This window comes from Psychrobacter glaciei (genome assembly GCF_014652895.1).
Classification (GTDB): Bacteria; Pseudomonadota; Gammaproteobacteria; order Pseudomonadales; family Moraxellaceae; genus Psychrobacter; species Psychrobacter glaciei.
Genome location: NZ_BMZR01000002.1, coordinates 598,046 through 611,811, shown reverse-complemented (window position 1 = coordinate 611,811; position 13,766 = coordinate 598,046). Strand labels below are relative to the sequence as shown.

The 13,766-nt window shown below is 43.3% G+C and carries 9 protein-coding genes; 1 reads left to right on the top strand and 8 read right to left on the bottom strand.

Going from position 1 to position 13,766, the window contains the following annotated elements; genetic code table 11:
• Nucleotides 1–2: 2 nt before the first annotated feature.
• The 3 genes from IE130_RS07330 to fmt all read right to left on the bottom strand — a co-directional run bounded on the left by IE130_RS07330 (nucleotide 3) and on the right by fmt (nucleotide 4,160).
• Nucleotides 3–1,349 carry a KAP family P-loop NTPase fold protein gene (locus IE130_RS07330; RefSeq protein ID WP_189583902.1) on the bottom strand — a complete coding sequence of 449 codons (1,347 nt, stop codon included), beginning with the start codon at nucleotides 1,347–1,349 and terminating at the stop codon, nucleotides 3–5.
• A gap of 78 nt (nucleotides 1,350–1,427) precedes the next feature.
• Entirely contained in the window at nucleotides 1,428–3,035 is a 1,608-nt protein-coding gene (locus tag IE130_RS07325) for a transcription antitermination factor NusB (RefSeq protein WP_189583899.1), read from the bottom strand.
• Nucleotides 3,036–3,101: 66 nt separating this feature from the next.
• Entirely contained in the window at nucleotides 3,102–4,160 is a 1,059-nt protein-coding gene (fmt, locus tag IE130_RS07320; RefSeq protein WP_444544483.1) for a methionyl-tRNA formyltransferase, read from the bottom strand.
• Nucleotides 4,161–4,608: 448 nt separating this feature from the next.
• Between fmt and IE130_RS07315 the strand changes: the two genes are divergently transcribed.
• A complete protein-coding gene (locus tag IE130_RS07315; RefSeq protein WP_189583893.1) occupies nucleotides 4,609–7,425 on the top strand; it encodes a response regulator in 2,817 nt (938 codons plus the stop codon).
• Nucleotides 7,426–7,518: 93 nt separating this feature from the next.
• On the opposite strand, the gene IE130_RS07310 is transcribed toward IE130_RS07315, so the two are convergent.
• From IE130_RS07310 to yidC, 5 genes are all read right to left on the bottom strand, one after another.
• Complete coding sequence (locus tag IE130_RS07310; RefSeq protein WP_189583891.1) at nucleotides 7,519–8,193, bottom strand: riboflavin synthase; 675 nt, start codon at nucleotides 8,191–8,193, stop codon at nucleotides 7,519–7,521.
• A 443-nt stretch (nucleotides 8,194–8,636) separates the two neighbouring features.
• Nucleotides 8,637–9,707: a bifunctional diaminohydroxyphosphoribosylaminopyrimidine deaminase/5-amino-6-(5-phosphoribosylamino)uracil reductase RibD gene (gene ribD, locus IE130_RS07305; protein ID WP_189583888.1), complete on the bottom strand. Its 1,071-nt coding sequence runs from the start codon at nucleotides 9,705–9,707 to the stop codon at nucleotides 8,637–8,639.
• A gap of 38 nt (nucleotides 9,708–9,745) precedes the next feature.
• Nucleotides 9,746–10,222 (bottom strand): transcriptional regulator NrdR, encoded by a 477-nt coding sequence (nrdR, locus tag IE130_RS07300; protein ID WP_010197173.1) that lies wholly within the window; start codon nucleotides 10,220–10,222, stop codon nucleotides 9,746–9,748.
• A 94-nt stretch (nucleotides 10,223–10,316) separates the two neighbouring features.
• Nucleotides 10,317–11,705: a tRNA uridine-5-carboxymethylaminomethyl(34) synthesis GTPase MnmE gene (gene mnmE / locus IE130_RS07295; RefSeq protein ID WP_189584139.1), complete on the bottom strand. Its 1,389-nt coding sequence runs from the start codon at nucleotides 11,703–11,705 to the stop codon at nucleotides 10,317–10,319.
• A 262-nt stretch (nucleotides 11,706–11,967) separates the two neighbouring features.
• A complete protein-coding gene (yidC, locus tag IE130_RS07290; protein ID WP_189583885.1) occupies nucleotides 11,968–13,665 on the bottom strand; it encodes a membrane protein insertase YidC in 1,698 nt (565 codons plus the stop codon).
• Nucleotides 13,666–13,766: the final 101 nt, after the last annotated feature.

Sequence of the window (13,766 nt, the reverse complement as noted above, 5' to 3'; positions counted from 1 at the left end):
ATTTAATAGTCTTCAAAAGACTCTAAACGCTGAACCAAATTCATCAAGACTTTGTTTTCATCCTCTCCTATTAAACTGCTAAAGTTATTATAGAAATCACTTTCGTGAGAACCATGTTCAGTTTCTCGAAAACTAGAGCGGGTAAGAAAACTAATCCTGATAAGATTCTGAAGCACTTCAAGATTGAAGTCATTCTGCCCTCTAACTTCTGAAATACCTTCAACTAAATCTTGATAAGTAGCAGAATTATTTCTTATTTTAGAAATTAAAGTTCCACTCTTAACCTTGAGTATGCTTATAAAGACCATTAAAAACATTGTAGGATAAGAATAATCGGAATTAAGGTCTAAGCTAGCTATAAGGTACTTATAATTCTGCAAAGCTTTGTTCAACTGTCTATAGGAAAGGTCGTAACGAATCGAAAGTATTAGAAACAATTCATATGACCTATTCATTGAATGAGATGAACGCACAGGTAATCCTATGAAATCTACTTGGTTCCAAAAGTATTTCCTGCGATTGCTGTTGTTAGATAAATCGGCTGTTGGCAGTCTAGTCGGATAGTCTATAAATTTTTGTAAATAAGTATGAGCATCTATATTCTGACCGTACACCTTTTTGATAGATTCTTCTAATTGTTCATGATGCATAGATAAAACAAAAACGACACTTTCCACTAAAAATAAGTGTTTTATCTTTTCTAAAACCTCAACAGCGAAGCTAGGCTTACATCTATCTAGCTCATCAATTATGATGACAAGAGGCATATCTTGATTTGAAGCTTGAGTTGCAAGTTGAGATAGAGAATCTTTAAAGTCCCTAAATACTTCTTTTTGTTTCAATGCTTGTTCAAAAGCATTATCTAACGCAAAATTTAAGCTGTTTTTAATAACTTCAGAAATATCAAGTATGGGGCTCTCGTCATGGGTTAGTTTTTCCTGAAGAGTTGAGTCAATATTGATAGGTGCAGTTTTTGCTATCATGGCTTGTAGTAGGTGATAAGTGCTCTTAGACTTATTTAGATAGTCCTCTTTTACAGTGAGACCATTTGCCTTGGCATAGTTGTATATCTCAATAGCTAAAGATAGAAACACATCTTCTAAGTAGTCATATTCAAATGCATCAAAATAAATAGAAGAAATTTCTTTTTTTTCCATATGCTTTTGCCACATTTTTACAAAAGTCGTCTTACCTTCACCCCACTGTCCACTAAGACCTATAACTACTTCACCTTGTTTATTATTCTCAATAATATTCGTTAGTTGGTTAGCAAATCCCTTACGTGCCAACCAATCGTTTGCAAAAGGATCAGCATCATTAACTTCGACATTATGTCGTCTTAATTCCATTGCCTTATCCCTAAAGTCTTAATATACAAGTACTATCACATTAGAATATCAATTAGATTAGCTCTTTGCTGCGCTACGTTAACCTAAGCCCTGCTTATGCAACAACGCATAATAAAAACCATCGCCACTCGCGCTATCAATCGGCAAGCATTGACGACCAATCGCTTGTTCGATACCCCAACTGCAATCGTCGGTAAACTCAATCGCTACCGCATCATTGTGATGAGTGATAAAGTCCTGCATTTGCTCGACGTTTTCTTGCTTTAAGATAGAACATGTCACATACAGCAGATAACCACCAGCTTTGAGTTGTGGCCATAAGTTATGCAAGATATCTGCTTGTAGCAGTGCCGTTTGCTCGATGTCTTCTTCGGTACGCAAGATACTGATATCAGGGTGACGACGTATCACGCCAGTCGCGGTACAAGGAGAATCCAATAATATCGCATCAAATACGGGTTCATTTGTCGCCGCTTTTTTATTCTTGCCATGCTGCCATCTGGTTGCATCTGCACAGACAATATTAAGTGCAACACTTTTCTCTGCTTGCTGCAAATCATGCTGACTCAGATTTAGGCGCTGTAAATTCTCACGAATACGCTCGATACGTGGTGCTTCATTATCAATAGCCGTTACCTTGATATCAGTAATTGCAGGTGACGTTTCAGCATTACCTTGTTTCACGTGAAACAACGATGATTCGTCATTAGCACTTATGAGCTCTAACCAGTGAGCAAGCTTGCCACCAGGTGCCGCACAAGCATCTAAAATGTGTAGCTCATTATTATTACTTTCATCACTGTCGCTGTCAGTATTCGCACTTTCAGCACTGTTATTTTCAGCGCTAAGCTTAGCCATCAATGCTTTATTAATAATCGGTGCAGCAAGTTGCGCATGCATGTCTTGAACGCTGGCAACCCCTAAAGCAAACTCAGGCAAAGCGTTAACGGCAGTGCTTTGATGTAGTCTAAGACCTTTGGTTGATAGCGTTGTAGGAGTGGCAGACTCTGACGAATTCGCTACCTTAAAACCAGTCGTTAGCTCAACGATGTCTGCATCAATTTCTGCCCCGTCCAATGCATGCTGATACTCCTCTACCGAAGTAACCGCCGAGTTCACTCGTAAAAACATCGGTGCTGGTTGGCGCAAGCCTTGTGTCAGCTCATCATACTGCTCGCTCCAATCTTGCTTAAGCTGATAAGCGAGCCAATTCGGTAGGCTGTGTTTTTTATCGCACTTCTTACGGAATTTGCTTGGATTCTTAGCGACTTTGCGCAAAATAGCATTCACCAAACCAGTTGAATGAGCGAACTCAATCTCTTTTGCAGCTTCAACGGTTTCATGAATCGCCGCATGGTCAGCCACTTCTAAATACAGCAACTGTACTAAGCCTACTTGAATGGTGGTGCGCACTTCCACTTCATCGATAGGGTTGTCTGCTAAAGTATCGAGCAAACGTGCCAGCGCATGCCATTGGCGCAATGTCGTGAGCAATAGCGCATGGGCGAAGCCTTTGTCACCATCATGCAAACTATTCAATAATGGATCAAGGACGCTTGAGAGCGACTGACCGTTTTGAATAGCGAGCAAAGTACGAATCACGCGCACGCGCACACTGCCATTCATGATAAGGTTGCTTGACGGTTTGAGCTTATTGTTTCTTGGCGCAGTGCTGGTTTGTCTCATTAAGTTTTATTTCCTTGACGTATGGTCGATAGCGTCTTGTGCAAGTAGGTTGAATATAAGTAAAAGCTATTTTGATTCTGTCATAAATTGATCGCCATCATTTAGCTGATTGCCGTGGCAAATTTGCTCAGCGGTCATCGGCTTACCACCGGCAAACTGTAAGTGAGTAATGGCTAAAGTAGTGGCTGATGATTCAGCTTCGCTCTCTTTGCCACAAGCGACTAAAATCGCTTTGCGTCCAATACTGATAACAGTGCCAACAGGCTCATTGGTTTGCTGTGAGCGGTTCACAGGCAAGCTAGCCAATACTTTGACGCGTTGCCCTGCCAAGAAAGTATAAGCACCTGGCCATGGGGTCAGTCCACGAATTTTTCGTTCAATCTCAGTAGCGGATTGCGTCCAGTCGATTTCGCCTTCCGTTTTGACCAGTTTTTCAGCATAGTTGGCTTGGCTGTCATCCTGAGATACAGCCTGTTTTTGGTAATGTACCAAGTCTTTTAGCACAGTGCCAATGGCCGTCGAACCAAGCTCAGCCATCTTATCATGCAAACTGGCGGCCGTATCAGTAGGCTCAATACTGGCGCTGACTTTATAGAGCATGTCGCCCGTATCAAGACCTTTGTCCATCTGCATAATAGTAATGCCTGTCTCATCATCTCCGGCCAATAGTGCACGATGAATCGGTGCAGCACCGCGCCAGCGTGGTAATAATGAAGCGTGAATATTTAGGCAACCATAAGTAGGCATGTCCAATACACCAATAGGCAATATCAAGCCATAAGCGGCGACAATCATCACGTCTGGCTGATAAGTACGCAAGGTATGCCGCGCTGCCATGCCTTCGGTGCTGGATTTTTTAAAGGTGAGCGGTTGCTCTATAGCGATATCATTGGCTAATGCCACTTGCTTGACAGCAGAAGCTGAGAGTTTTTGTCCCCGACCTGCTTTGCGATCAGGCTGGGTGTACACCGCGACAATCTCTATATTCAGGGATTCTTGTTGGCGAATCAAAGCCTCTAGGCTAATCGCTGCAAACTCAGGCGTCCCCGCAAATACTAGCCTTAAAGGGCTAGTACCCTGCTGAGCACCAAGAATGGGATTTTGCTGAGGTTTACTAGAATCCATAGACAGATCAGAGGCGGAAGCAATTGTGTTCATAGTCATGCATTATAATATATGATTGATGTGCCCATTATAGGTGAGTTTACGACGTTGTGCCATGATTGTAATAGTGTCAATCCAGCGTTACTAATAAGCCCATTTATCTTTATAATAGCAATAAAGCCCATCACGATCTCTTTTTAACACCCTCTTATGAAGAGGTTTATATATAGGAAGTCTTTGTATTTGTACTACGGGAACTCATTATTGACACGTAGTGAATTTTCTCTCGTTTGTCACTAGTAACAACACTAGGGCGTGTCATCATTTATAGTGAGCCAAGCGACTTATTAATTGAGCTAAACGACTTATCAACATAGAACAGACCCATAACAAGTGTCGCGCATTTATTAAATTGGTGACAGACGCATCATAATTGTATTTTATCGTTCCGATATAGGGTCAGGCTTTCATGCAACAGTTTCAGTCTTTACAGCGTTTGCTGCTCTTTTATACAGTGACATTGCTGGCCATGTTGTCACTGTATTACTTCGCGCAGTTTGATGACCTAAACACGCATAATCATCAGCAGAGTATAGACACGTTTGAGTCATTGCAGCATGCCGTTACTGAACATGCAGAACCTCTAAACTCTGACCTTCAAGAAATATTGACCGAGCCTTCTTTTGCAGGTGTTAGTTATCAGATTATTTCTATGATGCCATCTGGGCAGACTCATATCCATCGCTATGTCCGTCCTAATGAGCGTGCATTTGCCACCGTCACCTTCCCTAATGTCCTTACTTCACTGCCTTCTGATAGCAATAATTATAGTGCCTATAAGCTCAACTCTAGTAATTTAACAGGAACCATTGAGCTTGAGAGTGGTCACAAACTCTATATAATATTACGCCACAAACCACTTGAGATAGACTGGATATCCTATCGCTATTGGCTACCGCTAATGACGGCGATTATGTTCTTCATCATGGCGTTACTCTATACATTAAATCGCCAAAGTAACTGGCAACAGCTGATAGCTTATACCGATAATTTAAGTAGCAAGGCGAAAGACGCTTATCTGCCGCCACCCTTTATTAACAAAAATTCTACGGCTGAGTTTTTGCGCCTAGGTCATGCGCTCAGTCGTATCAGTTACCAACTTCATAGTAACCACCGACGCATACAAACGCTGCAACATCGTCTTGAACGTTTGGTTGAGCAAGCACCGCTACCGATGGTCATGATCATGCGTCACGGTCAGATCAGCTTTTTCAATCAACGTTTTGAGCAGATATTTGCCACCCCATTTCAAAGCGATACCAACTATCAATTGACGGATTTTGTCTCGGCTGACGATGAGCCCACCCAGCTACTATTACAAAAACTCTCTAATTTGTATGTCACCCGTACTCTAAACGTTCACGGTCTAGAGAATCAACAAGCCTATCAATTGCACATTACCCCTTGGTTTGGTGAGCACGGACAAGTACATGGCTTTACGGTGCTGCTTAATAATGTCAATGAAATCATCCATCAGAACGCGCATCTACAACAACAAAACCAACAGCTACAAGGAAAAATCGACGAATTTAATGGGCTCAAACCCGCTATATATCATGAGTTGCATAGACCACTAGAGACTATGATCGACACTCTTGAAGCCATGAATCCCGAGACTTTTTCTGTGCAGCAGAATGCGTTGTTACAGACGCTAATGAGGTCGAGCGACTCTATGTTAACGAAGCTCAATGACATGCTGGGTGTAGGAGAGTTCGACGTCAAGAAAACCCGTCTTAGGATTGAGTCTGTCGACATATACAAACTGGGACAACATGTCAATGACTTAGTCACAGATGATACTCGACGACAAGGGCTCGAGCTGCATTACTTTTTTGCCCCTAGCTGCCCGCGTTATATTAGTACGGATCACAAACGCTTGTGCCAAATTTTACTAAATTTATTAGACAGTACCATCACATCCACTCTTGCAGGCTCTGTTTCTCTAACGATTGAAGCAATTACCGACAACCCTTTACCATCAGCCACCAAGAATGAGCCGCTGGCTATCCGCGAAGACAGCACAACAAAAAATCCGCATAACTGGGTGAAGTTTAGCCTACAAAGTACTGGGACGAGCAACCCATCGCAGCAGCAAGCACAGCATTTTACTTATATCAATCAAGCAAACAACCCAGCCAACTATCCTGTACAGCAGCCTTCTATTGAAGCAATTTTAGAACTCAATACGGCGAACAGTTTTGCACAATTATTGGGCGGCTTTATTGAGTCAAATAGCACCGCCGATGAAGGTATCAGCATTGATCTATACCTGCCTTGTCATCGTCCAAACTATCAGCCAGTCTATCGTTTTCATGAACAATTGACTCATATTCATCTGGTTGCAGTGATGAATCAAACGCTGGGTGCGGAACATCTGCAACGTTTGTGCGACTATCTATCCATACCAGCCACTATTCATACCTCGATCAATAGTGCGACCATTAGGCAGTTAACGAAACAGCTCTCCGAGAATGCGCAAACACTGGCACCCATTCTGCTACTAGATTATGAATATTATGAGAGCAACACTATCGTATTTCCTAAACCAGCAGAAGGAGACGATAAAACAATCAGTCATAACCGGCGTAAGGCCTTAAGCCAATTACTGGCCACTATCTCAATGCCTAAAATACTGCTGAGCATGAAGCCTGAGCGCCGTATCTCCTCTGTACTGTTAGATCAATGTGATGGTTTTTTGGCCAAACCTTTAGACAGTGCTTTATTGTTATCTGAGCTGCTGCGCTTAACCCTTCCAGCCAGACAGACATTCGCACCAATCCAAAAAGTGAATAAAGAAAATGGCGCACTGGTAACAGAGACAGATAACGTGATCACAGATACTGTCAACGATGAGATCGCAGCGCCGCTTATTTTAGTAGTAGAAGACAGTCCGACCAATCAAAAAATAGCTTGTAAGATATTAACCAAGCTTGGCTATCGTACCGTGGTCGCAGAAGATGGGCAGCAGGCGTTGAGTCAATTGCAAGCGCAGCATAAAGAGATTGCGCTTATTTTGATGGACTGCCGAATGCCGGTTATGGACGGCTTACAAGCGACTCAGGCCATTCGTGCACAAGGAAATGATATTCCTATTGTGGCGCTGACGGCAAACAATTCGACAGAAGATCGTGACGCTTGCTTTGCCGTAGGGATGGATGAATTTTTGACCAAGCCTATCAATAAAAATAAGCTACAAACAGTGTTACAGAGCCTTATTAAAAATTAAGGCGTGCCCTCATTTTTATCATTATCAAAATGAGGGCACGCCTTAGTCAATATAAATAATATGCTGAAAAACCCTACTTACTATTTTTACTTATTATCTCATAAAGCCATTATCAGCCAAGAAAGTCTCAGTGATATTACTTGGTGTATTGTGCGCTGTCTTACTGTCAGTTTGTGACTTGGTTAACAGCCGCTCCAAATAGCGCGCGACGATATCCACTTCAACATTAACCTTATCACCTACCAGCCAATGCTGAGCAATATTGGTGACTTGTGCGGTGTGCGGGATGATATTTAACGAGACGATATTATCGCGTACCAAGTTCGTGGTGAGGCTAATGCCATCAAGGGTAATAGAACCTTTGGTCGCTGTATAATGCGCCAACTCTTGCGGTATCTCGATCTCAATATAGATAGAACGCGCGTCTTTTTGCAACTTACGCACGACGCCGACACCATCCACATGACCTGCGACAATGTGGCCGCCAAAACGTGTGGTTGGCAACATCGCCTTCTCTAAATTGACGATATGACCTGGCTTTAAATCTTCTAACGCTGTATGCGCAATTGTTTCACGTGAGACATCAACCGAGTAATGATTGCTGCCAAAATCCACAACCGTCAAACAAATACCATTAGAAGCAATAGAGTCACCCAGTTTCACATCACTGAAGTCTAAACCATCAGACTCTATCGTCAAGCGTATATCACCACCCGTAGGCTGCATGGATTTAACCTTTCCGACACTTTCTATAATTCCGGTAAACATATCAACCTCATCTCATTGTTATATTGTCGTCATAGACAACGTATTGGCATTTATCAATATTGATGGCAGCGTTTGCTGGCCTTAACTTTTAAGTGAAACACACAGCTTTTAGGTGAAACACACCTATTTTAAGCGTAATAGGGGATAAGTTGTGGATAAGTCATAGTAAATCAACCCGTATTCCATTAAAAACCTATGTTTTTACCAAGTTATCCACAGAAAGTCATGGTCGGTATAAAAACCTAAAAGCTCCCACATTAAACCATAAACCATTGATTTTTATACATATATATTAATATTATTTATAAAAATAGACTTTTCTGTTTCATGTGAAACAAAGTTATGCACAGTTCCATGTGAAACCATTAATAGATTTACTGGTTTATCCACATTCCGCACACATCTAACGCATATTGTGAGCAGACCAGTGATGGATAACCGAGTTATAAAGGCAATAAGGTCAGTTTTAGATCAGCGCCAATTTGTTCATAATTATCGATATCAAAACGCAGCTGCTGCGCCAACGATAGTGGATTAAAGTTAACCATAGGGCGAGCCTGTGCTCCTAATAAACAAGGCGCTTGATAAACAATAAGCTCATCTACCAGCTGCTGGGCTAGAAAGCTGCCTGCCACGCTCGCACCAGCTTCAACCAATACTTCATAACACTGATGCTCGCTGACTAAATTCTTTAATAATGCCATTAAGTTATCTTCATGCCAATATAGTGTTTCAGGACGGCGGCATAACTGATAATCAGACTGTAGGTCGTGCGCCAAGCGTCGGCGTCTATCCAGCACCACTACGATAGGAGTGGGAACTTGATCAGAATGTACGCCCAATTGAGTTGAGCGTACATTTAATTGAGGATTATCAGCGATAACGGTTTCGCTACCCGTGATAATCGCCCCACTACGGGCACGTAGCTTTTGCACATCCTCGCGGGCAGCAGGGCCTGTAATCCACTTTGACTCCCCTGTCGCCATCGCGGTACGACCGTCAAGACTGGTGGCAATCTTAAGGCGAACATAAGGCATCTGAGTGCGCATTGCTTTCAAAAATCCGCGATTTAAGGCCTCTGCTTGCTGCGTCAATACACCAATAGTGACGTCAATACCTGCCTCTTCTAGTAAACGTACACCGCGTCCAGCGACTTGTGGATTGGGATCTAGACCTGCAATCACCACTCGCTTAACGTCCGCAGCAATTAGCGCAAGCGCACAAGGTGGCGTACGTCCTGTATGACTACACGGCTCCAAGGTTACATAAGCAGTTGCCCCTACTGCTCGCGTACCTGCTTCTTTCAGGGCAAACACCTCGGCATGTGGCTCGCCTGCTTTCGGATGAAAGCCTTGACCGACAATAGACTCTGCCTGAACAATGACGCATCCTACCGCTGGATTGGGCCTCGTAGTATAGAGACCTCTCTTACCCTGCTCGATAGCAAGCATCATAAAATACTGGTCTTGAGCATTTTGTTCATGGTTTGAAAGTTGATGGTTTGAGAGCGTCATAAAGAGGTCACACTTAATAAGAAAGTAGCTAATAAAGACTACTTAACGTTATCGTCAGTTTTTTCGGTGGGGCGGATGTTAGCGATTTCTTGATGAAAAGCATCAATGTCTTGAAAGTCACGGTAAACACTAGCAAAGCGTACATAAGCGACATCATCAAGCGTTTTAAGCTCGCTCATGATAATCTCGCCCAAGACCTTGCTGCTAATCTCACGCTCACCCATTTGCCGTACGCGCTTCTCTATCCGGCTAATCATTGCCTCTTGCTCATCAATCGTGATGGGACGCTTTTGTAGCGGCAATAGTATAGAGCGGCGCAGCTTTTCGTTATCATAAGGCTCAATTTTACCGCTTGATTTGATAATTCTTGGCATCACTACTTCTACCATCTCAAACGTGGTAAAACGCTCTTGGCAACTATTACAGGAACGGCGGCGACGGACTTGCGCACCTTCTGCCGCCAGCCGTGAATCAATTACCTTGGTCTCTGACGCATTACAATACGGGCAATGCATACTACTTTCCTTGTCTTAATATTAAAGGCGGCAACATCAAAGTTTTATTCAAGCGTAGCTCAACAAAGCCATTAATTATGCTGGCTTAAAAAAGCTACTTGCCAATACAAAAGCTGCCAAAAATTTTACCCAGTAGATCATCGGCACTGAACTCACCAGTAATCTCAGCCAAGCTTTGCTGAGCTTGACGTAAGCTTTCAGCCACCAACTCACCTGCCTGAAAGACAGTTAATTGTTCGTGTGCTTCTGCCAAATAGTCTGCTGTGCGTCTGAGTGCATCTAAATGCCGCGTACGGGCAATGAGACTGTTTTCGGGCGGATGGAAACCCACTTTAGCACACAACGCTTCGACCAATGTATCGATACCAGCGCCTGTTTCACATGAAACATTGACTTGTTCATAACCACGATTCTTTATTTCAATCTGTGAAGCGGACATGGCATCCTCGTCACTCAAACCGTTTAGTAAATCGCTTTTATTGGCAATAATCAATAATCGCTTAGCCTCTGGTAGCTTGCCAAATAACTGCTCAGCCAGCTGTAGTGGCGTACTTTCTTCTTCAAGGTCGCGTGTCACATCATAGACCATCATCAGCATATCAGCCTGCGTAATAGCGGTACGCGCGCGCTCAATGCCAATACGCTCTACGGTATCTTCTGTCTCACGTAGGCCAGCTGTATCGGTTAGGTGCAGCGTCAAGCCATTCAGTACCACGGTCTCTTGTAGCGTATCGCGTGTCGTACCTGCGACATCAGTGACGATAGCGCGCTCTTGTCCTGCTAGACGGTTCAGCAAGCTCGATTTACCAGCATTTGGTCTGCCTGCCAATACCACGTGAATACCATCACGTAATAGCTGACCTTGTTTTGCGGTCGAAAGTACTTGCTGTATCTTGTGTTGCGTGTTCTCAAGATTGGTTTGTATAACGCCATCAGATAAAAAATCAACATCTTCTTCATCAGGGAAATCAATGGCGGCTTCAACATGTAAACGCAGATGAATAAGCTGCTCAAGCAATTCATTAATTTTTTGTGAAAACTCACCACTTAGCGAGCGTATAGCACTACTGGCAGCCGCGGCACTGGTCGCATCAATCGCATCAGCGATAGCCTCTGCCTGTACCAAATCCAGCTTATCGTTGTCAAAAGCGCGGTAAGAAAACTCCCCTGCACTGGCTTGTTTTGCACCCAATTCAAACACTCGTGCTAGCAGCTGGTTTTGCAAAATCATGCCGCCATGCCCTTGCAGCTCAATCACATCTTCGCCAGTAAATGAGTGCGGCCCCTTAAAGTACAACACTAAGCCTTCATCAATGGTCGTGCCATCCTCTTGATAAAAACGGCAAAAGCTGGCCATACGCGGGACAAAAACAGTCTTACCAGTGAGCTGACAGGCAATGTCATAAGCACGCGCACCTGACAGACGAATAACCCCAACGCCACCGCGCCCAAGCGGTGTGGCAATTGCAGCAATGGTGGCCAATCCAGATGATTTATGATTTTTAGAGGAATCAGGCTTTTCAGATGAACCAAGTGCTAATGTCACTTCGACAGAATTCACGCTTACTCTCAATAGATAAAAACCCCATTATAGACGGCTAAAAGCATGCTGACAAAGCAATCTTTACATAGCGGGATTTTGCGCTTTTTAGCGCGTACCAATATAAGCAAATACTAGGTTTGACGTATAAAAAAACCACCGCTTATGCGATGGTTTTTTTATTATAGAGCTAACTACTTGTCGATTAGTCGAGCACTTTAACCGTACGGCGCTTTTGCTCTTCGTCAACTTTCTTATTAACGATATATTGCTGAGTCATACTAAACAAGTTGTTCACTGTCCAGTATAAAACCAGACCCGCTGGGAAGAACAGCATGAATGCAGTAAAGATAATCGGTAAGAATTTCATTACCTTTGCTTGCATTGGGTCAGCGGGCTGCGGATTTAGCTGTTGCTGTACAAACATCGATGCGCCCATTAGCAATGGCAAAATAAACCATGGATCCATCGCTGATAGATCTTGAATCCATAGGATCCACGGGGCATGACGCAACTCAACACTTTCAACCAGTACCCAATATAGTGCTAAGAAAATCGGCATTTGCATCAAGATAGGCAGACAACCCGCCATCGGATTGACTTTCTCTTCTTTATAGATCGCCATCATTTCTTGCGACATCTTCATGCGATCATCGCCATGCTCTTCTTTGAGCACTTTAAGTCGCGGTGCGATGGCACGCATCTTCGCCATTGAGTAGTAGCTCTTGTTTGAGAACCACATGAGAGCAATTTTAACCAAGATAGTCAGTACAATAATTGACCAACCCCAGTTGCCAATTACCTTATGGATGCCGTCCAAGATAGCAAATAAGATCTTCGATATTGGCCATAACAGACCATAATCGACCGTTTTGTTCAAGCCAACTGCCACATCTTTAAGCTCAGACTGTACTTTCGGCCCAGCATATAACGTTGCATTTAGTGTGACTTGCTTGTTCGGTGCAACATTAACTGGCTGACTGTTAAAGCCGATAAAATACTCATCAGCAGTTTCACGACTGAAGAACTTACCCGTGAAATTTTCAGGCGTCCATGCAGAGACAAAATAATGCTGCACGATGCCGACCCAGCCTTTATCACTGGTTGTCGTTAACTCACCATCACTAAAGTTACCGAACTTCAACTTATTATAAGGATCATCAGGTGTGCCCCAAGCGCCGCCCAAATACGTCGCCATGCTTAGCGCGCCTTTATCAGACATCCCAGGATCTTTACTATCATCACGTTTTAACTGCGCAAACATCTGTCCTTGCCACGCTGCGGCAGAGGCATTTTGAATTTGATAACTGATATCAATCGGATATTTGTCTTGCGTAAAGGTAAAGGTCTTGGTAATCGTCACGCCATCTTTTTTATAAGTAAGCGGTACAGACAACGTTTGTTGCCCTTTTTCCATTACATAGTTATTAGCAGTATGGCTATAATTGGCACGACCTTCTGCGGTATCAATACCGTCTTGACCAATCAGACCAGACTGAGCCACGTAAACGCGATTGCTATTATTTTCTAATAGTACAAAAGGCGTCTCGCTATCGAGCGTCGCGTCATACTGCTTGAGAGCAGCATAAACGATATCACCGCCTTCTGGATTGATTTTTATATCATAGCGATCGGTAGTAACTGTAATCAAACCAGCATCTTTCGCTGGAGTAGCCGTCACAGTGCCGTTAACAGCAGTCGCGTTATCCACAGGTAGTGTCTGTACCGGAATATCACCTGCTGCACCAGTCGTAGATGGAATGTCAGCACCTACTGACGTTGCAGCTTCTGGTACCGTGTCTACAGCTGGTGCATCGGCATAATCATCTCGCCATGCCAAAATCAGCAGATAAGCGGTGATTAGCATCGCAATGATGATCATCACCCGAAATATCTTTTGCATAAACCTTTCCTAGATTAAAAAATTAGGGAATGAAAAATTAGGGCATGTGTCATGAACACAAAGCACCGTTATCTATTATCGCCATGACAACAGTATTGGCA